This window comes from Motilibacter peucedani, from assembly GCF_003634695.1.
In the GTDB taxonomy this organism is placed as follows: Bacteria; Actinomycetota; Actinomycetes; order Motilibacterales; family Motilibacteraceae; genus Motilibacter; species Motilibacter peucedani.
This window is the reverse complement of sequence record NZ_RBWV01000015.1, coordinates 132,716-153,444: the sequence shown is the minus strand read 5'-3', so window position 1 is coordinate 153,444 and position 20,729 is coordinate 132,716. Positions and strand designations below refer to the sequence as shown.

Annotated in this window: 22 protein-coding genes; 4 read left to right on the top strand and 18 right to left on the bottom strand. The window is 75.2% G+C overall.

Annotation, left to right across the window (positions count from 1 at the left end; translation table 11 throughout):
* Positions 1-37: 37 nt before the first annotated feature.
* The 3 genes from CLV35_RS17280 to guaB are packed head-to-tail and all read right to left on the bottom strand — an operon-like array spanning position 38 to position 3,633.
* Positions 38-976, bottom strand: coding sequence for a S1 family peptidase (locus tag CLV35_RS17280; protein WP_121194745.1), 939 nt, complete (start codon positions 974-976; stop codon positions 38-40).
* A gap of 7 nt (positions 977-983) precedes the next feature.
* On the bottom strand, positions 984-2,105 hold the full coding sequence (locus tag CLV35_RS17275) for a GuaB3 family IMP dehydrogenase-related protein (RefSeq protein ID WP_121194744.1): 1,122 nt from the start codon (positions 2,103-2,105) through the stop codon (positions 984-986).
* A 28-nt stretch (positions 2,106-2,133) separates the two neighbouring features.
* A complete protein-coding gene (gene guaB, locus CLV35_RS17270; RefSeq protein ID WP_231121981.1) occupies positions 2,134-3,633 on the bottom strand; it encodes an IMP dehydrogenase in 1,500 nt (499 codons plus the stop codon).
* 123 nt (positions 3,634-3,756) lie between these two features.
* On the opposite strand from guaB, the gene CLV35_RS17265 reads away from it, so the two are divergent.
* Positions 3,757-5,406 (top strand): glycoside hydrolase family 13 protein, encoded by a 1,650-nt coding sequence (locus CLV35_RS17265; RefSeq protein WP_121194742.1) that lies wholly within the window; start codon positions 3,757-3,759, stop codon positions 5,404-5,406.
* Here CLV35_RS17265 and CLV35_RS17260 read toward each other — a convergent pair.
* Both CLV35_RS17260 and CLV35_RS17255 read right to left on the bottom strand, forming a co-directional pair.
* Complete coding sequence (locus tag CLV35_RS17260; RefSeq protein WP_121194741.1) at positions 5,403-6,008, bottom strand: response regulator transcription factor; 606 nt, start codon at positions 6,006-6,008, stop codon at positions 5,403-5,405. The two genes, CLV35_RS17265 and CLV35_RS17260, sit on opposite strands and share 4 nt — an antisense overlap.
* 176 nt (positions 6,009-6,184) lie before the next feature.
* Positions 6,185-7,093, bottom strand: coding sequence for a MerR family transcriptional regulator (locus CLV35_RS17255; protein ID WP_231121980.1), 909 nt, complete (start codon positions 7,091-7,093; stop codon positions 6,185-6,187).
* A 128-nt stretch (positions 7,094-7,221) separates the two neighbouring features.
* On the opposite strand from CLV35_RS17255, the gene CLV35_RS17250 reads away from it, so the two are divergent.
* A complete protein-coding gene (locus tag CLV35_RS17250) occupies positions 7,222-7,518 on the top strand; it encodes a WhiB family transcriptional regulator (protein ID WP_121194740.1) in 297 nt (98 codons plus the stop codon).
* A 22-nt stretch (positions 7,519-7,540) separates the two neighbouring features.
* Here CLV35_RS17250 and CLV35_RS20860 read toward each other — a convergent pair whose 3' ends face one another.
* The 4 genes from CLV35_RS20860 to CLV35_RS17230 all read right to left on the bottom strand — a co-directional run bounded on the left by CLV35_RS20860 (position 7,541) and on the right by CLV35_RS17230 (position 12,211).
* Positions 7,541-9,010, bottom strand: a complete 1,470-nt coding sequence (locus CLV35_RS20860; RefSeq protein ID WP_269203928.1) for a M15 family metallopeptidase — start codon at positions 9,008-9,010, stop codon at positions 7,541-7,543.
* Between the two features lie 208 nt (positions 9,011-9,218).
* Complete coding sequence (gene groL, locus CLV35_RS17240) at positions 9,219-10,844, bottom strand: chaperonin GroEL (protein WP_121194739.1); 1,626 nt, start codon at positions 10,842-10,844, stop codon at positions 9,219-9,221.
* Between the two features lie 126 nt (positions 10,845-10,970).
* The gene (gene groES / locus CLV35_RS17235) at positions 10,971-11,285 is read right to left on the bottom strand and encodes a co-chaperone GroES (RefSeq protein ID WP_121194738.1); all 315 of its coding nucleotides are present in this window, start codon (positions 11,283-11,285) and stop codon (positions 10,971-10,973) included.
* 191 nt (positions 11,286-11,476) lie between these two features.
* Positions 11,477-12,211, bottom strand: a complete 735-nt coding sequence (locus CLV35_RS17230) for an SIMPL domain-containing protein (protein ID WP_121194737.1) — start codon at positions 12,209-12,211, stop codon at positions 11,477-11,479.
* A 74-nt stretch (positions 12,212-12,285) separates the two neighbouring features.
* Between CLV35_RS17230 and CLV35_RS17225 the strand changes: the two genes are divergently transcribed.
* Complete coding sequence (locus CLV35_RS17225; RefSeq protein ID WP_121194736.1) at positions 12,286-13,479, top strand: class I SAM-dependent methyltransferase; 1,194 nt, start codon at positions 12,286-12,288, stop codon at positions 13,477-13,479.
* A 125-nt stretch (positions 13,480-13,604) separates the two neighbouring features.
* Positions 13,605-14,528, top strand: a complete 924-nt coding sequence (locus tag CLV35_RS17220; RefSeq protein WP_121194735.1) for an aminoglycoside phosphotransferase family protein — start codon at positions 13,605-13,607, stop codon at positions 14,526-14,528.
* Here the strand turns inward: CLV35_RS17220 and CLV35_RS17215 are convergent.
* The 9 genes from CLV35_RS17215 to CLV35_RS17175 all read right to left on the bottom strand — a co-directional run bounded on the left by CLV35_RS17215 (position 14,474) and on the right by CLV35_RS17175 (position 20,726).
* Positions 14,474-14,965, bottom strand: a complete 492-nt coding sequence (locus tag CLV35_RS17215; protein ID WP_183062048.1) for a protein-tyrosine phosphatase family protein — start codon at positions 14,963-14,965, stop codon at positions 14,474-14,476. The two genes, CLV35_RS17220 and CLV35_RS17215, sit on opposite strands and share 55 nt — an antisense overlap.
* Positions 14,966-15,061: 96 nt before the next feature.
* Positions 15,062-16,108 carry a tRNA (adenosine(37)-N6)-threonylcarbamoyltransferase complex transferase subunit TsaD gene (gene tsaD / locus CLV35_RS17210; RefSeq protein ID WP_121194733.1) on the bottom strand — a complete coding sequence of 349 codons (1,047 nt, stop codon included), beginning with the start codon at positions 16,106-16,108 and terminating at the stop codon, positions 15,062-15,064.
* Positions 16,105-16,533 (bottom strand): ribosomal protein S18-alanine N-acetyltransferase, encoded by a 429-nt coding sequence (gene rimI / locus CLV35_RS17205; RefSeq protein WP_121194831.1) that lies wholly within the window; start codon positions 16,531-16,533, stop codon positions 16,105-16,107. The genes tsaD and rimI overlap by 4 nt, the downstream gene beginning before the upstream one ends.
* Before the next feature lie 34 nt (positions 16,534-16,567).
* On the bottom strand, positions 16,568-17,194 hold the full coding sequence (gene tsaB, locus CLV35_RS17200; RefSeq protein WP_121194732.1) for a tRNA (adenosine(37)-N6)-threonylcarbamoyltransferase complex dimerization subunit type 1 TsaB: 627 nt from the start codon (positions 17,192-17,194) through the stop codon (positions 16,568-16,570).
* Between the two features lie 42 nt (positions 17,195-17,236).
* Positions 17,237-17,701 carry a tRNA (adenosine(37)-N6)-threonylcarbamoyltransferase complex ATPase subunit type 1 TsaE gene (gene tsaE, locus CLV35_RS17195; RefSeq protein ID WP_121194731.1) on the bottom strand — a complete coding sequence of 155 codons (465 nt, stop codon included), beginning with the start codon at positions 17,699-17,701 and terminating at the stop codon, positions 17,237-17,239.
* The gene (locus CLV35_RS17190; RefSeq protein WP_231121978.1) at positions 17,698-18,303 is read right to left on the bottom strand and encodes a uracil-DNA glycosylase; all 606 of its coding nucleotides are present in this window, start codon (positions 18,301-18,303) and stop codon (positions 17,698-17,700) included. Before CLV35_RS17190 ends, tsaE begins: the two co-directional genes overlap by 4 nt.
* Positions 18,300-19,442: an alanine racemase gene (alr, locus tag CLV35_RS17185; protein ID WP_121194730.1), complete on the bottom strand. Its 1,143-nt coding sequence runs from the start codon at positions 19,440-19,442 to the stop codon at positions 18,300-18,302. The genes CLV35_RS17190 and alr overlap by 4 nt, the downstream gene beginning before the upstream one ends.
* On the bottom strand, positions 19,439-20,137 hold the full coding sequence (gene lepB / locus CLV35_RS17180; RefSeq protein WP_121194729.1) for a signal peptidase I: 699 nt from the start codon (positions 20,135-20,137) through the stop codon (positions 19,439-19,441). Before lepB ends, alr begins: the two co-directional genes overlap by 4 nt.
* Positions 20,138-20,252: 115 nt before the next feature.
* Complete coding sequence (locus tag CLV35_RS17175) at positions 20,253-20,726, bottom strand: GNAT family N-acetyltransferase (protein WP_121194728.1); 474 nt, start codon at positions 20,724-20,726, stop codon at positions 20,253-20,255.
* Between the last annotated feature and the right edge of the window lie 3 nt (positions 20,727-20,729).

Below are 20,729 nucleotides of genomic sequence, written 5' to 3'. Positions count from 1 at the left end.
TGTCGCGGTCACGCGGAGAGCCTAGCCAGCCGCCGGCTCACTGGTCGCACCCGTCGGCGGGCAGGACCGTCCCGCACAGCGCCACCAGGCGGACGGCCTGGTTGACGCTCTCGGCGACCGGCTGCTCGGCGGTGGGCGCGAAGGCGCCCTCGGTGACGCCCAGCACGCGGCCGTCCCGGTCGAGCAGCGGGCCGCCCGAGTTGCCGTTGCTGATGGGCGCGGTGTGCAGGAAGGTCAGCGCCGAGACCTTGGAGATGACGCCCGTGGACACCGCGCCCTCGAAGTCCTCCTGCAGCGGCGTGCCGACCGACATGACGAAGCCGCCGCTGGCCAGGGTCTTCGCTGCCTGCAGGGCGGGGATCGAGCCCTTGACGTCGAGCACCGCGATGTCGGTGTCGCCGCCGGGGTCGCCCATCGCGCTGCGCGCACTGGCCGCGAGCACCCGGGTGTCCTGCGACACGGTGAGCTCGCCCTGCGACTCCTGGCAGTCCTGCACCACGTGCGCCGCCGTGACGACCGCGCTGCCGTAGCCGGGCCGCGGTGGGATGTCGTAGGCGAAGCCCGACCCGTCGAACTGCCCCGAGCACCGCACCACGACGACCGAGGGCCGCACCCGCTGCGCCAGCGAGGTGACGTCCGGCGGCAGCGCCTTCTTGGTCAGCGCGAGCTGCGCCTCGTCCTCGGCGAGCTGCTTCTCGTTGCGGTCGAGGCGGCCGGTCACGCCGTCGAGCGCCTTGCGCTGCACGGCGAGCGCCCTGGCCTGCGCCCTCGCCTGCGCCGCGGAGGACGCCTGCGCCTCGGCGACCGCGGCGCTCAGCGCGTCGACGTCGCGGCGGGTCGAGCGCAGCTGGACGGCCGTGACCGCCAGCACGGCGACCAGGGCCGCCACGACGACGGTCGCGACGACCGGCAGGACCGGCGGCCGCCGACGCGGCGGCGTCCAGTCGTCGGGAGGAGGAGGGGCGTACGCCGTCATCCGCCGCTCAGCGCGGCGCGTAGGGCGCGACGGCGACCTCGACCCGCTGGAACTCCTTGAGGTCGGAGTAGCCGGTCGTCGCCATCGCGCGGCGCAGCGCGCCGATGAAGTTCAGCGAGCCGTCAGCGCTGCTCGACGGCCCGAGCAGGACCTCCTGCAGGGTGCCGACGGTGCCGACCTCGACGCGCAGCCCGCGCGGCAGCTCGGGGTGGTGGGCCTCCGAGCCCCAGTGCCAGCCCATGCCGGGGGCCTCGACCGCCTTCGCCAGCGGCGAGCCCATCATCACGGCGTCGGCACCGCAGGCGATCGCCTTGGTGAGGTCGCCCGAACGGCCCACTCCCCCGTCGGCGATGACGTGCACGTAGCGCCCGCCGGACTCGTCCATGTAGTCGCGGCGCGCGGCCGCGACGTCGGCGACCGCGGAGGCCATCGGCACCGCGACGCCGAGCACGGTGCGGGTCGTGTGCGCCGCCCCGCCGCCGAACCCGACCAGCACGCCGGCCGCGCCGGTGCGCATGAGGTGCAGCGCCGCCTGGTAGGTCGCGCAGCCGCCGACGACGACCGGGACGTCGAGCTCGTAGATGAACTGCTTGAGGTTGAGCGGCTCCGCGCGGCCGGAGACGTGCTCGGCGGAGACCGTGGTGCCGCGGATGACGAACACGTCGACGCCCGCGTCGACGACGGTCTTCCAGAGCTGCTGGGTGCGCTGGGGCGAGAGGGAGCCGGCCACCGTGACGCCGCCCGCGCGGACCTCGGCGAGGCGCTGCGCCACGAGCTCGGGCTGGATGGGTGCCGAGTAGAGCTCCTGCAGCCGCTTGTTGGCGATCCGCGGGTCGAGCGTCGGGATCTCCGCGAGCAGCGGCGCCGGGTCGGCGTAGCGCGTCCAGAGCCCCTCGAGGTCGAGCACGCCGAGACCGCCGAGCTTGCCCATCGCGATCGCGGTGGCCGGCGACATCGCCGAGTCCATCGGCGCGGCCATCACCGGCATCTCGAAGCGGTAGGCGTCGATCTGCCAGGTGACCGAGACCTCCTCGGGGTCGCGGGTGCGCCGGCTCGGGACGATCGCGATGTCGTCGAAGGGGTAGCCCTGCATGCCGCGCTTGCCGCGCCCGATCTCGACCTCAGCCAACGTGCTGCCTCTCAGCGGTGGGGGTGGTTCAGCGGTGCGAGTAGTTGGGCGCCTCGACGACCATCTGGACGTCGTGCGGGTGGCTCTCGCGCAGGCCGGCGGAGGTGATGCGGATGAGCCGGCCCTCGCTCTTCAGCGTCGCGATGTCGGGCGCTCCGGCGTAGCCCATGGACGCCCGCAGGCCGCCGACGAGCTGGTGGGCGACCCCGGAGAGCGGGCCGCGGTAGGGCACCTGGCCCTCGATGCCCTCGGGGACGAGCTTGTCGTCCGAGAGCACGTCGTCCTGGGCGTAGCGGTCGCGGCTGTAGGAGCGCCCGCCCGCCTTGCCGCGCGACTGCATGGCCCCGAGGGAGCCCATGCCGCGGTAGGACTTGAACTGCTTGCCGTTGATGAACACGATCTCGCCCGGGCTCTCGGCGCAGCCGGCGAGCAGCGAGCCGAGCATCACGGTGTCGGCGCCGGCGATGATCGCCTTGGCGATGTCGCCGCTGTACTGGAGGCCGCCGTCGCCGATGACCGGCACGCCGGCCGGACCCGCCGCGAGGCTCGCCTCGTAGATCGCGGTCACCTGCGGCACCCCCACGCCGGCGACGATGCGGGTGGTGCAGATCGAGCCGGGCCCCACGCCCACCTTGACCGCGTCGGCACCGGCGTCGACGAGGGCCTGGGCGCCGGCCCGGGTGGCGATGTTGCCGCCGATGACCTCGACGTCGAAGTCGCTCTTGCACTTGGCGACCATCTCGAGCACCGCGCGCGAGTGGCCGTGGGCGGTGTCGACGACGAGCACGTCGACGCCCGCCTCCACGAGCAGGCCGGCGCGCTTGTAGGCGTCGTCGCCCACGCCCACCGCGGCACCGACGCGCAGGCGGCCGGCGTCGTCCTTGGTGGCGAGGGGGTACTGCTCGCTCTTGACGAAGTCCTTGACGGTGATCAGGCCGCGCAGCCGCCCGGAGGCGTCGACGATCGGCAGCTTCTCGATCTTGTGCTCGCGCAGCAGGTCGAGGGCCTCGTCGTGGCTGACCCCGACGCGTGCGGTGACCAGCGGCGTCTGCGTCATGACCTCGCGCACCAGGCGCGAGTGGTCGCGCTCGAAGCGCATGTCGCGGTTGGTGATGATGCCGACGAGGACGTTGTCGGCGTCGACGACCGGCAGGCCGGAGATGCGGTAGTGCCCGCACATCGCGTCGGCGTCGGCGAGCGTCGCGTCGGGGCCGATGGACACCGGCTGGGCGACCATGCCCGCCTCGCTGCGCTTGACCAGGTCGGCCTGCTGGGCCTGCTCCTCGGCCGGCAGGTTGCGGTGCAGGACCCCGATGCCACCCTGGCGCGCCATCGCGATGGCCATGCGCGCCTCGGTCACGGTGTCCATGGCGCTGGAGAGCAGCGGGATGGCGACCGAGATGCGCCGCGTGAGCCGCGAGCCCGTGTCGACCTCGGCCGGCACGATGTCGGACGCCGCGGGCAGGAGCAGGACGTCGTCGTAGGTCAGCCCGAGCGGGGCGAAGCGGTCAGGCAGTCCCGAGTCCATCTGCCGATCGTACCGGCCGTGGTCGGGGCTGTTTCGGACGAGTGACATCTGCTGTCAGGTTCTTGCTGCCGTTGCAAGAACCGTGCACAGTGGGCCCGTCACGTCCCGAACGAGGAACACCCCATGAACACTTCCCCCACCCGCTGGTGGCAGGACGCCGTGGTCTACCAGGTCTACGTGCGCTCCTTCGCCGACGGCGACGGCGACGGCATCGGCGACCTCGCCGGCCTGCGCGCCCACCTCGACCACGTCGCCGCACTCGGTGCGGACGGCATCTGGCTCAACCCCCACTACGCCTCGCCGCAGCGCGACCACGGCTACGACATCGCCGACTACTTCGCGGTCGAGCCGGCCTACGGCACCCTCGAGGACTTCCGCGGGCTGGTCCGCGACGCGCACGAGCGCGGCCTCAAGGTGCTGCTCGACCTCGTCGCCAACCACTGCTCGCAGGACCACGAGTGGTTCCGCGCGGCCCTCGCCGCGGCGCCCGGCTCGCCGGAGCGGGCGCGCTTCCACTTCTGCGACGGCCGCGGCGCCGACGGCGAGCTCCCGCCCAACAACTGGAGCTCGATCTTCGGCGGTCCCGCCTGGACCCGCACGACCGACGCGGACGGCCGGCCCGGCCAGTGGTACCTGCACATCTTCGACCCCTCGCAGCCCGACTTCGACTGGAGCCATCTCGAGGTGGCCCAGATGTTCGAGGACGTCCTGCGCTTCTGGTTCGACCAGGGCGTCGACGGCTTCCGCGTCGACGTGGCCCACGGCATGGCCAAGCACCCCGAGCTGCCCGACTGGCCCTGCCGCGAGGACGGCACGTCGGACTACAACGCCCACATGTGGAACCAGCCGGGCGTGCACGACATCTACCGCCGCTGGCGCGCGCTCGCCGACTCCTACGCGCCGGAGCGCGAGCTCATGTTCGTGGGCGAGGTCTGGGTGCCCGAGGTGTCGCACCTCGCGGAGTACCTCCGCCCCGACGAGCTGCACCAGGCGTTCTTCTTCGACCTGCTGCTGCAGCAGTGGGACGGCACGTCGATCCGCGGCGCGATCACGCGGGGCGTCGAGCAGTCGTCGGCCACGGGCACGCCGGCCACGTGGACCCTGTCGAACCACGACGTACCACGCACCGTCACGCGCTACGGCACGACGCGCGACCCGCAGGCGGCGTCCAACGGCGACCCGATCGCCTCGGCGCGCACGCGCGGCGAGGTCGACCTCGAGAGCGGCACGCGCCGGGCACGGGCTGCGATCCTGATGCTGCTGGCCCTGCCGGGGTCGGTCTACCTCTACCAGGGTGAGGAGCTCGGGCTGCCCGAGGTCTACGACCTGCCCGACGAGGCGCGGCAGGACCCCATCTTCTTCCGCTCCGGCGGCGAGGAGGTGGGCCGCGACGGGTGCCGCATCCCGATGCCGTGGACCGAGGACCGGCCGACGTTCGGCTTCTCCGGCGACGCGGACGTCGACCCCTGGATGCCGCAGCCGGACCTCTTCGGCAAGTACGCGGTGAGCGCGCAGGAGCAGGACGCCAGCTCGACCCTCGCGCTCTACCGCGCCGCGCTGCGCGCCCGGAGGACGTACGCGTCCGGCGAGCTCGAGTGGCTCGACACCGGTGACCAGGCGGTGCTGGCCTTCCGCCGCGGCGCGATGGTCTGCGTGGTCAACACTGGCACCACTGCGTACCAGTTGCCCCAGCAGTGGGGGCAGGCGCGCGTCGCGAGCGCTGAGCTCGTCGACGGGCACCTGCCCCCGGACGCTGGGGTGTGGCTGTCCTAGCGGACGAGCCCGAGGCGGAAGCCGAGCGCCACCGCGTGCGCCCGGTCAGCAGCGCCGAGCTTGCGGAACAGCCGTCGGGCGTGGGTCTTCACCGTGTCCTCGGACAGGTAGAGCTCACGCCCGATCTCGGCGTTGCTGCGCCCGCGGCTCATGCCGTCGAGCACCTGCATCTCGCGCTCGGTGAGCGTCGGCGCGTCGCCGGCCCGGGCCACGGGCACCGCGGCGCGGCGCAGGCTCGAGTCGCCCAGCGCCGAGGTCACGGTCGCTGCGATCTCCTCGCGGGTCGCGTCCTTGACGAGGTAGCCGCGCACGCCGGAGGCCACCGCACGGGCGACGCCGTCGACGTCCTCGGCCATCGTGAGCATGATGACGCTGGCTGTCGGGTCCTGGGCGAGGATGCGGCGAGCCGCCTCGATCCCGCCGAGGCCGGGCATGCGCACGTCGATGAGCACCAGGTCGGGGCGGTCGTGGCCCCAGCGGGCGACGGCCTCCTCGCCGGAGCCGGCGACGACCACCCGCTCGATACCCGGCACAGCCGCCACGCCGCGCCGGAGCGCCTCGCGCGCCATCGGCGAGTCATCGCAGACCAGGACCGTGGGCATCCGCCACCTCTTCCGCTCGTCCCGGCGCGCTGTGCGCGCCGCGCGGGCTCTCTGCCCGCTGACACCAGTGCTTTCGGCAGGCGACCCGCGGGGCTGGAGTCCTGAGCCCGGGGCAATCGCGACAACGCGTACGCACGGTGACCGGTCGCCGTCAGCGGCCGGCGCGGAGCGGAGGGTCAGGCGCGACGCGCCGTGACCAGCCCCACCATCGTCTCGACCGCGTCGCCCAGCGACTCGAGGCGCCGCGCGCCCTCCGGCAGCTCCACGGCGTCCCAGCCGGGCCCGCCGGCGAACACCGCCGGCGCCGGGCGCTGGCCCGGCAGCGAGGCGAGCCCGGAGACGTCGGCACTGGCCGTGCGCTGCGCCCAGAGCACGACGGCGGCGGGACCGCTGCGGGTCACTGCGTCGACCAGCGCGCGCGCCGGCAGCTGGGCGCCGAGCACCCGGCTGGCGACCTGGCGCTCGGCGAGGGCCGCGGCCAGCACGTGCAGCGGCAGGATGTGGAGCTCCTGCGGAGCACCGGCGAGCAGCACCGGGCGCCCGTTGAGCGGGTTGGCGACCTCGGCGCCCGTGCGGAAGACGCTCGCCGAGACCTCGCTGAGGAGGTGCTCGACCTCGACCCCCTCCCCCGTCTGCGCCCAGCGCTCCCCCACGCCGGCGAGCACCGGCCGGAGCAGCTGGTCCCAGGTCGCCACCACGCCGATGGCGTCGAGGGTGGTGCGGATGATCTGCCTGCAGGCGTGGTCGTCCAGCGCCATGGCGGCCCGCGCCAGCCCACGGGTCGCCGCGCTGCCGCCCGGCATGGCCAGCACCCGCCCACCGCCGACCGGGGTGGCCGGCTGGGGCGTGACGTCCTCGGCGGCCAGAGCGACGCGCGCGGCCTCGGCCGGCGGCACGCCCTCGAGCGTCAGCCTGCGCATCAGCGTGAGCCGCTCGAGGTCGTGGGCGGTGTAGCGGCGGTGCGAGCCCGCGGTGTGCCCGGAGGGGCCGAGGTCGTAGCGGCGGTCCCACGTCCGGAGCGTGGCGGGTGCGACGCCCAGCCGACGGGCGACGGCCGCGACGGACAGCACGGCCTCGGAGTCCACACTGCATCGTCCCGCGGCCGGAGGGCTCCCGCCAGCGGGGGCGTGTGCGCCACGTCTCAGCGATGGAGGGTTGAACAACTTATGGCGCGGTTATACCGTCCTCACAACGACGCAAGGAGGCGATCCGCATGGCCGAGCTCTCCCGGCTTCCCGGACCCAACGCGGACCTGTGGGACTGGCAGCTGCTCGGCGCCTGCCGAGGCGCCGACCCCGACACGTTCTTCCACCCCGACGGCGAGCGCGGCCCGCGCCGGCGTGCTCGCGAGGAGGCCGCCAAGGCGGTCTGCGCGACCTGCCCGGTGCTGGCCGAGTGCGCCCGACACGCGCTCGCGGTGCGCGAGCCCTACGGCGTGTGGGGCGGGATGTCCGAGGACGACCGCGAGGCGGCGTACGCGGCCGCCTCCGGCACCTCGCTCGTGGCCTGACCCCACCCGCGCTCCAGCGGCGTCAGCCGCTGAACTCCCAGTGCCAGGGCTCGGGCCGGCTGCCGGTCGGCTCGGCCCAGCCCGGGTGGAACCAGCCCCACCTGAACGAGTTCGCGTCGAGCCACTCGTGCTGCGGCGTGCCGAAGCTCTCGACCCCGTCGCACAGGTCGACCGCCAGGCCCCAGCCGTGGTTCGAGGTGCCGGGTACCGCGGCCAGCGTGGGCTTGCGCACGAAGAGGTCCTGCTGCATCGCGAGGTCGCGGTAGGAGTCGGTGGCGCAGATCGGCGTCCCGAACGTCTCGGCGTAGGCCTTGCTCATCGCGTTGAAGCTCGCAGCGGCGTCCGCACGGAGCAGGTGCCCCGGAGCCCCCCACAGCGGGCAGAGCGCCGCGGTCGGCAGCTGGCCGTTGGGGTAGGCCGACACGTCGGTGCCGGCGCAGCCGCCGACGCCCAGCACCGGCTCGCCGCGGGCCTGGGCCCGCGCCTTGACCAGAGCGTTCTCGACCGCCCGCTGCTCGGCCACCGAGGTCGCCTGTGCCAGCTTGGCCGAGGAGTCCTTCGCCGACAGGTTCGTCGCCAGCGCGGCCACCAGCCGGCTCGCCGACGTGACCAGCGTGGTGCTCCGGGCCTGGGTGGCGCGGACGCCGCGCTCGGCCGCCGCCGCCCTGTCGGCCGCGACCTGGGCCGCGGCGGCGGCGTCCTGGTGCTTCTCCACCGCCGCTCGCGCGACGTGCAGCGTGGCGGCGCGCTCGGCGGCCATGGCCCGCACGTCGTGGGCCCGGCGCAGGAAGTCGGCGGGGTCGCTCGCCCCCAGCAGGGCGGTGATGCTCGCGCTGCTCGAGCCGAGCGGGCCGCCGCGGTAGGCGTTGGCGGCGAGCCGGTTGAGCGAGCCCTGGGCCTGGGCGGCCGCCTCCTCGTCGGCCGCAGCCAGCTCCTTCGCGGCCTTGGCCGCGAGAGTGGCTGCGTCGGCCTTGCGCTTCGCGACCGAGTGGGCCTCGAGCGCCTTCGACGCGGCGGCCCGCAGCACGGCCAGCTCGGCGGTCGCCTGCTGGAGCGAGGCGGTCCCGGCGCGCACCGCCGCCGCGAGGGCCGCCGCCTGCTCCGGGCTCAGCGTCGGGGAGGCGCTCGGTGTCGGTGAGGAGCCGGGCGACGAGGTCCCCGAGGGCGTGGGCGCGCCCGTGGAGCCCGGCGAGGGGGTGCCGGGCGAGGGAGAGCTCGACGCGGTGCCGCCCGGACCCGGGCTGGCGGTGGGGCTGGCGGTCGGGCTCGGCGTCGCCGTCCCGGCCGGGGTGGCGGGGTCCCCGGCCACGTCGCCCGCGCCGCCGCCCGCGGTCGGCGCGGGGGCCGAGCTCGGGGTGTCGGAGGCCACGGCCCCCGGTGCTGAGGGCGTCAGGGCCGGGCTCGCGGCACGGGCGGGGGCGGTCAGGGCCAGGCTGAGCGCGCCGCTCGCGGCGAGCGCACCCACGCGTACCCAGAGCCTCGCTGCACCCACGCTGCGCACCCTCCTCGAGATCGACACCGGCCTCTCGGCCTCAGGCAACCCTGTGTCCAACAGACCAGACGCTACGCGCGTTCCCTGGGAGGAACCTGTCAGTCCTGTGGCACGGCGGACACCCCGGCCTCGTCCCCGAACGGCTCCGGCCGGGCCGCTCCCCCTCTCGGGGGCGCGACCCGGCCGGAGCGCGGGGTGCGTCGGGCGACTAGTGGCTGTGCCCGTGGCCGCCGTGGCTGTGGCCGGCGGCCGGAGCCTCCTCGGCCTTCTTCTCGACGACCAGGGTCTCGGTCGTGAGCACCATGCTGGCGATCGACGCGGCGTTGGTGAGCGCGGAGCGGGTCACCTTGACCGGGTCGATGATGCCGCCGGCGATGAGGTCGACGTAGTCACCGGTGGCCGCGTTGAGCCCCGAGCCGACCTCCATGCCGCGCACGCGCTCGACGGCGACGTAGCCCTCGAGACCGGCGTTCTCGGCGATCCAGCGCAGCGGCTCGACGACGGCCTTGCGCACGATGCCGGCGCCGACGAGCTCGTCACCGGTCAGGTCGAGCCCGTCGATCGCGGCAGCGGCGTGGACGAGGGCGGAGCCGCCACCGGCGACGATGCCCTCCTCGACCGCGGCGCGCGTCGCGGAGACGGCGTCCTCGATGCGGTGCTTGCGCTCCTTGAGCTCGACCTCGGTGGCCGCGCCGACCTTGATGACGCAGACGCCGCCGGCCAGCTTGGCCAGGCGCTCCTGCAGCTTCTCGCGGTCCCAGTCGGAGTCGCTGGCCTCGATCTCGCCCTTGATCTGGCGGGCGCGGTCGGCGACGGCCTCGCTGCTGCCGGCACCGTCGATGATCGTGGTGTCGTCCTTGGTGACGACGACGCGGCGGGCCTTGCCGAGCACCTCGAGGCCGACCTGGTCGAGCTTGAGCCCGACCTCGGGGGCGACGACCTGGGCGCCGGTGAGCACCGCGATGTCCTCGAGCATGGCCTTGCGGCGGTCGCCGAAGCCCGGCGCCTTGACCGCGGCCGAGGTGAACGTGCCGCGGATCTTGTTGACGACCAGGGTCGAGAGCGCCTCGCCCTCGACGTCCTCGGCGATGACGACCAGCGGCTTGCCGGCCTGCACGACCTTCTCGAGCAGCGGCAGGACGTCGGAGACGGAGCCGATCTTGCCGGAGTTGATCAGGATGTAGGCGTCCTCGAGGACGGCCTCCTGGCGGTCGGCGTCGGTGACGAAGTAGGGCGAGATGTAGCCCTTGTCGAACTGCATGCCCTCGGTGAGCTCGAGCTCGGTGCCGAAGGTCTGGCTCTCCTCGACGGTGATGACGCCGTCCTTGCCGACCTTGTCGATCGCCTCGGCGATGAGCTCGCCGATCTCGGGGCTCTGCGCGGAGACGGCCGCGACGTTGGCGACCTCCTCCTTGCCGTTGACCTCGCGGGCGACCTCGAGCAGGCGCTCGTTGACCGCGGTGACGGCCTTGTCGATGCCGCGCTTGAGCGCGGAGGGGGCCGCACCGGCGGCCACGTTGCGCAGGCCCTCCTTGACCAGGGCCTGGGCGAGCACCGTCGCGGTGGTCGTGCCGTCACCGGCGATGTCGTTGGTCTTGGTCGCGACCTCCTTCGCCAGCTGGGCGCCGAGGTTCTCGTAGGGGTCGTCGAGCTCGACCTCGCGGGCGATGGTGACGCCGTCGTTGGTGATGGTGGGGGCGCCGTAGGACTTGTCGATGACCACGTTGCGGCCCTTGGGGCCGAGGGTCACCTTGACGGCGTTGGCGAGCGCGTCGACGCCGCGCTCGAGGGCGCGACGGGCGTCGTCGTTGAACTGCAGGGTCTTTGCGGCCATGGGGGCTGCGACCTTCCTGGGTCAGGGTGTGGCGTGGTGGTGCGTCTGGCAGGTGGGGCGGGACAACCGCCGACGGCGGCCGGCCGTGCTCGCGCACCGCTCGACCGCCGCCGGGGAGGAGGAGTCCTACTTCTCGATGACCGCGAGCACGTCGCGGGCGTTGAGCACGAGGTACTCCTCGCCGTTGTACTTGACCTCGGTGCCGCCGTACTTGCTGTAGAGCACCACGTCGCCGACCTTGACGTCGAGCGGGAGCCGGTTGGTGCCGGCCTCGTCGAAGCGGCCGGGGCCGACCGCGAGGACGGTGCCCTCCTGCGGCTTCTCCTTGGCGGTGTCCGGGATCACGAGGCCGGAGGCAGTGGTCTGCTCCGCCTCGAGCGCCTGCACGAGGATGCGGTCCTCGAGCGGCTTGATGGTGACCTTGGAAGCAGTCGTCGTCATTCGCGACCTCCGTTGCGGTGCGGACTCGAGCACAGGTGGGGAGCTTCGGGTGCGGCCGCCGTCGCGGGGGTCGGACGCTCCTCCAGCATTGGCACACTCCGGGGGAGAGTGCCAACGCCCACACTAGGAGCATCCCTGGCACTCGGTCAAGGCGAGTGCCAGACCAGGTGCCCGGGTAAGTGCCGGGCGGGTCACCCCAGCGCGAAGCGGACCGTGACGGTGACCGCGGCGTCGAGCGAGCCGGGCGCCAGGCTCGGGGCGTCGAACGCCCCTCCCCCGCCCGACGACGCGGCCGCGGCGCTGGCGTACGGCTGGGCCGGAGAGCCCTCGACCACCTCGAGGACGGCGCCCAGGCTGCGGCCGGCGGCAGCGGCGTACGTGCGGGCGCGCTCGGTCGCGAGCGCGAAGGCCGCCTTGCGCGCGGAGGTCAGCGCGGCCTCGTCGTCCTCGAGCCCGTAGGACAGCCCGTCGACCCGGAAGGCGGCGCCGCCGGCGGCTGCGGCGGCGTCGACGACGCCGCCGGCGCGCGCGACGTCGCGGACCAGGGCGCCCACGCTCTGGCGCGCGGTGTAGCCGGTGACCCGGCTGCCGGTGTAGCGCGGCTGGACCTGCAGGCCGGTGGTCTGCACGTCGGCCGCCGCGACCCCCGACGCGCGCAGCGCGGCGAGGATCCGTCGCGACGCCGTGGACGCTGCTGCCAGGGCGTCGCCGGACTTCGCGGCCCCCGCCTCCGCGGCCAGCGACAGGCGGACGACGTCGGGCGGCGCGCTCGAGCGCCCGGTCGCGCTCACGGTGACGCCCTCGGGGTCGGACGGGGTCGCCGCCTCGGAGCGACCACCGGGGGCGAGGGTCAGCAGGGCGAGCGCCAGGGCGGCCAGGACGAGCACGGCCAGCCACGCGCGGCGCTGGGCGGGAGCAGCGGTCACGACGACCTCCGGGGCAGGTGCGGCAACAGGGTGGTGCTGTGACGCGGCCGCGAGGCCTGCGGTTCCCTTGGGTCATGCGGATCGAGGACGTGCAGGCCCTGGCCTCCCTGGCCGGGCGGGCGCTGCTGGCGTCGCTGCCGGCCTACGACGAGTCCTCGGCCCTCGCGCTGGGCGAGCGGCTGCGCCGCGAGGGGCTCGACGCCGACTTCGCGGCCGCCGCGATGACCCAGGCCCGGCTGCGCGAGCGGGCGACCGCCAAGCTCGGGCCGGACGCCCGGCGCATGCTCTTCACCGTCGACGGGCTCGAGCAGGCGACCCGCGCGGCGGTGGCCGACCGGCGCGCGGCGCTGCTCGCGGCGGCCCTGCCCCCGGGCGCGCACGTGGCCGACCTCGGGTGCGGCATCGGCGCCGACGCCGTCGCCCTCGCGCGGGCGGGCCTGCGGGTGCTGGCGGTCGAGCGCGACCCGGTGACCGCGGCGCTGGCCGAGGCGAACGTGCGCGCCCTCGGCCTCGCGGACGCCGTCGAGGTGCGCACCGCCGACGCGACCGCGGTCGACCTCTCCGGGGTCGCCGCGGCCTACCTCGACCCCGCGCGCCGCGGCGAGGGGCGCCGCACCCGCGACCCCGAGGACTGGTCACCCCCGTGGTCGCACGTGCTGCGGACCGCCGAGCGGGTCGGCGCGGTCGTGGCGAAGCTCGCGCCGGGGATCCCGCACTCGCTGCCGCCCGCCGGGGCGAGCACCGAGTGGGTGTCGGTCGACGGCGACGTCGTCGAGGCGGCGGTGTGGTTCGGCCGGCTGGCGCGGCCTGCGGCCCGGTCGGCGGTCCTGCTGCCCTCGGGCGAGACGCTCGACGCGCGCGACGTTCCGCCGCCGCGCGCGGGGGCGCCGCGTACCTGGCTCTACGAGCCGGACGGCGCGGTCATCCGGGCCGGTCTGGTCGCCGAGGCGGCCGAGCTGGTCGACGGCACGCTGCTCGACCCGACCATCGCCTACGTCACCGCCGACCGGCTGCTCAGCACCCCGCTGATGACGGCGTACGCGGTGCTCGACGGCGTGCCGTTCTCGCTGCGCCGGGTGCGGGACCTGTTGCGGGCAGGCGGTTTCGGCGACCTCGTCGTCAAGAAGCGGGGCACCGCCGTGGTGCCCGAGAGCTTCCGCGCGCAGGTGCTGCCAGGCCTGCCGGCACGCGGCTCCGGACCCACCGCCACCGTCGTGCTGACCCGGGTGATGGGCCAGCAGAGCGCGCTCCTGGTGGAGAAGGTCTAGGACTTCAGCACAGGGCGTCTCGTGACGACCTACACTCCCGTCACCGGCTCCCCGGAACGTCCTGCTGCCCACCCGCTTCCCACCTGCTGCACAGCACCGCTGCTGCCCCGTCCCGGAGTCCGGCCATGTCCTCGCGCGCGACCCTCCCGACCCGTCCCGCCCTCGCCGCCGCCCCTGCTGCTGCCGCGGCCACCGGCGCGGAGCAGACCCTCGCCACCGCCCGCGCGGCGCTGGCCCAGGCCGCACCGGCGCTGGGCCTGGCGCCCGGCGACGCCGCGGCGGCCCGGGTCGTGCAGGTGCTCTCCACCGTGGTCTTCGAGGTGGCGGGCGGCGCCGGCCGGCTCGCGGTCAAGGTCTACCCCGGCGACGTCGACGCCGCCCGGCTGCAGGCCGTCGCCCGGGTGCTGCCGGCGGCCGGCGAGGTCTGGGCGGCGCAGGTGGCGGGGCCGGTGGTCACCGCCAGCGGGACGGTGACCGCCTACCCGTGGCTCGAGCAGTCGCCGCCGGTCGGCTGGGGCGAGATCGGCGCGCTGCTGCGCCGCTGGCACGACGTCCCGGTCGACCTGGCGCAGCTGCCCCGCTGGACGCCGCTGGTCCGGGTGCCCGACCAGGTCGCCGCCTACCGCGCCGCGCCGGGCGCCGACGCCGAGCTGGCGGAGCTGGCGCTGCGTACGCGTCGCATCCTTCTCGCGCGCGTCGCCGAGCTCCGCTCGGGGCTGGGCGTCGGGGCGGTGCACGGCGACCTGTCGCCCTCGAACGTCATGCGCCGCGACGGGCGGCCGGTCCTGATCGACGGGGACTTCGTCGCTGCCGGGCCGCGGGAGTACGACCTGGTGTCCGCCGCGCTGCGTCGCGAGCGCGGCGAGATCGACGAGGCCGACTACCTCGAGTTCTGCTCGGCCTACGGCTACGACGTGCGCCAGTGGGACGGCCTCGGGCTGGTCGAGGAGATCTGCAGCCTCGGTGCGGTCACCTTCGGCATGTGGTGCGCCGCTCAGCGGCTCGAGGACACCAGCTGGGTCGCGTCCGCGCTCGCGCGCTGGTGCTGAGCGGGCAGGCTCTCGACGTAGGCCGCGAACTCCTCGTTGTTGACGGCGCGGTCGCGCACGGAGCGCACGTGGGCCAGCGCCTCGGCGCCGCTCACGCCGAGCAGCTCGCGCGCCGCGAGGGCGACGACCAGACCTGAGCGGTTCTTGCCGAAGCCGCAGTGGACCAGGGTGGTGCGGCCTGCCTGGACCGAGAGGACGACACCGTCGACGAGGTCGCCCAGCAGGTCGAGGTCGGGCAGCTCGCCGTCGACCAGCGCCTGCTTGACGTAGTGGATGCCCTCGAGCTCGGCGGGGTCGTCGAGCTGGTCGGGGTCGGCCACGTCGACCACGGTCTCGACGCCGGTGCGGTGCACCCACGACCAGTCGAGGGGCAGGCCGGCCTGCCACAGGCCGGGCAGGATCTCGGTGGGGGGCTGGACCGGGTTCTCGTCGCTCACAGCGCCCAGCCTTCCCCGGGCCGACGGACGGGACACGTCGCTCGCGCGTCGGGCAGGTGACAGCCCGGCGAACGCGACAGCCCGGCGAGCGCCGCCTCAGACGGTGACGGTGGTGATCGGCAGCGAGGAGTCGGCGGCGAACTCGAGCGGCGACGGCGCGCGCCCGGCCATCACCAGCTCGGCCCCGAGGGCGGCGACCATGGCCCCGTTGTCGGTGCAGAGCCCTGGACGCGGCACGCGCAGCGTGATGCCGGCGGCGTCGCAGCGCTCCTGCGCCAGCGCCCGCAGCCGGGAGTTGGCCGCGACCCCTCCCCCGACCAGCAGGGAGTCGACGCCGTTCTCGCTGCAGGCCAGCACGGCCTTGCGGGTCAGGACGTCGACCACCGCCTCCTGGAACGCGGCGGCGACGTCGTCGACCGGCACCGGCGTGCCTTCGGCCTGGCGCTGCTCGACCCAGCGGGCCACGGCGGTCTTCAGCCCCGAGAACGAGAAGTCGAAGCGGTGCTCGCGCATGTCGTGGGGGGCGGTGAGCCCGCGCGGGAAGCTGACGTAGGCCGGGTCGCCGTTCCGGGCCGCCCGGTCGACGTAGGGACCGCCCGGGAACCCGAGCCCCAGCAGCCGCGCGACCTTGTCGAAGGCCTCGCCGGCGGCGTCGTCGACGGTCGAGCCGAGCGGCACCACCTCGGCGGTCACGTCGGGCACGAGCAGCAGCGAGGAGTGCCCGCCGCTGACCAGCAGCGCCGCCGTCGGCGAGGGCAGCGGCCCGTGCTCGAGCACGTCGACCGCGACGTGGGCGGCGAGGTGGTTGACGCCGTAGACCGGCTTCCCGAGGGCGAGGGCCAGCGCCTTGGCGGCGGCGACGCCGACCATCAGCGCGCCGGCGAGGCCCGGCCCGGTGGTGACGGCGACCGCGTCGACGTCGGCCAGGCGCACGCCGGCCTTCTCGCAGGAGCGCTCGATCGTCGGCACCATCGCCTCGAGGTGGGCCCGGCTGGCGACCTCGGGCACGACGCCGCCGAAGCGGGCGTGCTCGTCGACGCTCGAGGCGATCGCGTCGGCCAGCAGGGTGCGCCCCCGCACCAGCCCGACGCCGGTCTCGTCGCAGCTGGTCTCGATGCCGAGGACCAGGGGCTCGTCAGTCATCGCAGCACCTTCCGCATCACGGCGGCGTCGACGCGCCCGCCGTCGTAGTAGCCGCGCCGCGTCGAGACCTGCTCGAAGCCGGCCGCGGCGTAGACCTGCCTCGCCCGCTCGTTGTCGGCGCGCACCTCGAGCAGCACGGCTCCCGCCCGCCGGCGCCGCGCCTCGGCGAGCAGGTCGTCGAGGAGCAGCCGGGCGACGCCGGAGCGCTGGGCCGCGGGGTCGACGGCGAGGGTCTGCACGTCGGCGTCGGCGGTGGCCAGCAGGCCGGCGTAGCCCACGAGGCGCCCGTCGCGCTCGGCCACGACGTAGTGGCGCGTCGCCGGCCACCCGGCGAGCTCGGACCAGAACAGCCCCGCGGTCCAGGGGTCGTCGGGGAACAGCCGCTGCTCCAGCTCGAGCACGTCGTCGAGGTCCCACCAGCGCATGCGGCGCAGCGTCGCGGTCACGACAGCACGCTCCTCACGACAGCACGGCCTTGGGCTTGCCCGGCTCGACGGCGTCGGGGCGGCGCAGGTAGAGCGGCACCGGCTCGAGGGTGGGCAGCCCAGCAGCGACCCACCCGCAGATGTCGGCGGCCGACGGGGTGAGCGGTCCGTGCGGCTCGCCGAGGGGGTAGAGCCGGGCGCCCTCGCCGGCGACCGGGCCCTCCACGTGGAACGGGCGGTCGACCGAGGGGCCCTCGACCCGGCGCGGCAGCCCGTCGACCGACTCGTAGGCCGCCCAGTAGACCTCCTTGCGCCGCGCGTCGGTCGCCACCCGGAAGGCCCCGCTCAGCCCGGAGCCCAGCGCCACCGCGTCGAGCGAGCAGACGCCCAGCACCGGGATGCCGAGGACCGCGCCGAGCGTGCGCGCGGTGACGATGCCGACCCGCAGGCCGGTGAAGGGCCCAGGACCCACGCCCACCGCGACGGCCTCGAGGTCGCGGCGGTCGACGCCGGCGTCGGCGAGCGAGCGCTCGACCATCGGGGCGACGAGCTCGGCGTGGCGGCGCGACTCGGGCGCCGCGTGCGACGCGAGGACCTCGCCGTCGCGCGCGACGGCCACGCTCACGCTGGAGGTGGCGGTGTCGAGGGCCAGGAGCAGCACCGGGGAAGGCTATCCGGCGGGCCGGGAGACCTGGAACTCCCCTCAGGGCAGCGCGACGCCCGCCCAGCGCGGGCCGACGCCGGCCAGCCGCAGCGTACGTGCCTCGCCGGCGCCCTCGAGGCCGACCGAGCGCTCGACCTCCACCTCGAGCCGGTCCTCGGCGAGCCCCTCGACCAGCCCGGTCCCCCACTCGACCACCGTGACCGAGTCGGCGAGCGAGGCGTCGAGGTCGAGGTCGTCGACCTCGTCGAGCGAGCGCAGCCGGTAGGCGTCGACGTGCACGAGCGCCGGTCCGCCGGTGAGGGAGGGGTGCACCCGCGCGATGACGAAGGTCGGGGAGGTGATCGCGCCGCGCACGCCCAGCCCGGCGCCGATGCCCTGCGTCAGCGTGGTCTTGCCGGCGCCGAGGCCGCCGCGCAGCACGACGAGGTCGCCGGCGCGCAGCAGCCCGGCCAGCTCGCGGCCCGCCGCCTGCATCGCCTCGCCCGACTCGACGACCCGGGTCATGCCGGCCTCCTCAGCTCGTCGAGGCACGCGGCCGCGCGTGCCAGGTCCGCGCGCAGCGCGGCCATCGGCTCCCCGGCCGGTCCGAAGCGGACGGCGGCCGACGGGTGGTAGGTGCAGAGGACCCGGCGACCGGCGTACTCGACGTCGGCCTGGCGCAGCGACGCGATGCGGGCGCCCGGGCCGACGACCCACTCGGCCGCGGTGCCGCCGAGGGTGACGACGAGCAGGGGGTCGACCAGCTCAATCTGGCGCGCCAGCCACGGCCGGCAGTTGCCGACCTCGGCGCGGCGGGGCTTGCGGTTCTTCGGCGGCCGGCACTTGAGCACGTTCGCGACCGCGACGGACTCGCGGGCGATGCCGGCCTCGCCGAGCAGCGCCGTGAGCAGCTGGCCGGCCTTGCCGACGAACGGGCGGCCCGACTCGTCCTCCTGCGCCCCCGGCGCCTCGCCGACCAGCAGCAGCTCGGCACCGGGCGGCGCCTCGCCCGGCACGACCTGGGTGCGGGTCTCCGCCAGCTCGGCGCAGGCGGTGCAGCCGCGCGCCGCCTCCGACAGCTCGTCCCAGGTGCGCTGGCGGGGGGCCTCGAGCAGCGGCAGGCTCACCGGTCGCCCTCCTCGACCCACGTGCGCTCGACCCGCGGGCCGAGCCGGGTGACGATCTCGTAGGCGATGGTCCCGGCCGCCCGTGCCCAGTCCTCGGCGCTCGGCTCGCCGGAGTCGCCGGGGCCGAAGAGCACGACCTCGTCGCCGGCCTGCGCCGGGTCGTCGCCGAGGTCGACGACGACCTGGTCCATGCACACCCGGCCCGCGACCGTGCGCAGCGCGCCCGCAGCCAGCAGCGGCCCGCGGCCGCTCGCGGAGCGCGGGATGCCGTCGGCGTAGCCGAGCGGCACCAGCCCGACCGTCGTCTCGCGCTCCGTGACGTACTCGTGCCCGTAGGAGACGCCGCTGCCCGCGGGGATGCGCTTGACCAGCGCGAGCCGCGCGCTCAGCGTCATGGCGGGGCGCAGGCCGTAGTCGGCCGGCCCGCCGAGGTCGGGCACCGGCGAGATGCCGTAGACCGCGATGCCCGGGCGCACGAGGTCGAAGCGGGCGTCGGGCCGGGTGAGGGTGGCAGCGCTGTTCGCCGCGTGGCGCACCTCGAGCCGGGCCCCGGCCCGCTCGGCGGCCGCGACCGCGGCGGCGAAGCGCTCGAGCTGCAGGCCGACGGTCGGGTGGTCGGGGACGTCGGCCCACGCGAGGTGCGTCCAGACGCCGACGACCTGCACGACGCCCTCGGCCTGGGCGCGCATCGCCGCGTCGAGCAGGCCGGGCCAGTCGTCGGCGGTCGCGCCGGCGCGCGAGAGGCCGGTGTCGGCCTTGAGGTGGACCCGGGCGGGACGTCCGGCGGCGCGGGCGGCTGCGGCGATCTCGGCGACGGCCCAGGGCGCGGAGGCGTTGAGGTCGACGTCGGTGGCGACGGCCTGCTCGAGCCGGGGCTCGCCCGGGCCGAAGAGCCAGGCCAGCACCCGGCCGGTGTCGCCCCCGGCGCGCAGCGCCATCGCCTCCTCGAGCAGCGCGACGCCGAGCCAGTCGGCCCCGCCCGCGCGCGCGGCCCGCGCGCACGGGACCAGACCGTGTCCGTAGGCGTCCGCCTTGACGACGGCCATCACCTGCGCGTCGCCCGCGCGCTCGGACAGGGCGGCGACGTTGGAGCGGACCGCCCCGAGCTCGATGCGGGCCTGCCGCAGCGGGCCCGTCACGGGTGCACCTGGCGGAAGGTCGGCGGGGTGCCGAGCGTGCGGTGGTGGGAGAGCGGCCAGATCACGGCGACGGCCTTGCCCACGACGTCGTCCTCGGGCACGAAGCCCTTGTCGGGGGCGTCCTGGTGGGCCCGGGAGTCGGCGGAGTCGTCGCGGTGGTCGCCCATCACCCAGAGCTTGCCCTTCGGCACGGTGACGTCGAAGGCGGTGCCGGAGGGGTCGTTGCCCGCGTAGAGGTAGCCGCTCTCGTGCAGCGCGACGCCGTTGACGGTCACCGGCTCGCCGGCGCCCTTGGAGGCCACGTGGTCGCCGGGCACGCCGATGACGCGCTTGACGAAGTCGTCGTCGCCCGCCTTGGGCAGCCCGATCCAGGTGCCGACGGTGCGCAGGGCGCGGCGCAGGCCGTTGCCCCCGCCGTCGAGCTCGGACTCCGAGGGCCAGCCGGCCGGCCCCTTGAACACCACGACGTCGCCGCGGTGCACGTCGTGGGCGCGGTAGCTGATCTTCTCGACCGCGATGCGGTCACCCACCCGCAGCGTGTCCTCCATCGAGCCGCTCGGGATGACGAAGGCCTCGACGACGAAGGTGCGCACCACCAGCGAGATCAGCAGCGCGGCGACCACGAGCAGGGGGAGCTCGAGGACCGTGCGCACGCGGTGGCGCACGGCGGGCGAGGCGGCGAGTCGGTTCGGCACGGGCTCACAGACGGTCGCGCGAGCTGCGCGGCGGACAGCTGGCGGGCGGACAGGCGACGCTGCGAAGCCTAGGGCCTGGCGGAGCGGGAGCCGGGTACGCGGTGCGTCCCCGCGCTCACGTCAGCGGGCCGAGGTCGTCGCGGAGCAGCCGCGGCGCGGCGAACGGCCAGCCCCCGGCGATCCACCGGGGCACCAGCTCGTCGAGCGCGCGCTCGACCTCGGTGCCGACCAGCCGGTCGACGACCCACCACGAGACCTCGGCGTCGACGTCCGGGGCGCGCGACGGGTCGACGTAGACGCAGCCCAGCAGCTCGGTCTCGCCCTCGTCGAGCAGCGCGTAGTTGAACGACTCGTGCGCGGCGATCTCGGCCTCGTGGTGAGCGAGGTCGTCGAGGTCCTGCTGGCGCGTCATGCCGACCGGCGGCCAGCCCCACGCGGCGCCGTAGATGCTCCACAGCCGCTCGCGCGAGCCCAGGACCGCCGGGAGGTCGATGTCGACGTCGGCAGCGCGGATCGGGCGCAGGTGGTGCCCGGTGGGCAGCTCGACGCGCAGGGGGTGCACGAAGTCCTCAGGGAGCCAGCGAGTCACCCC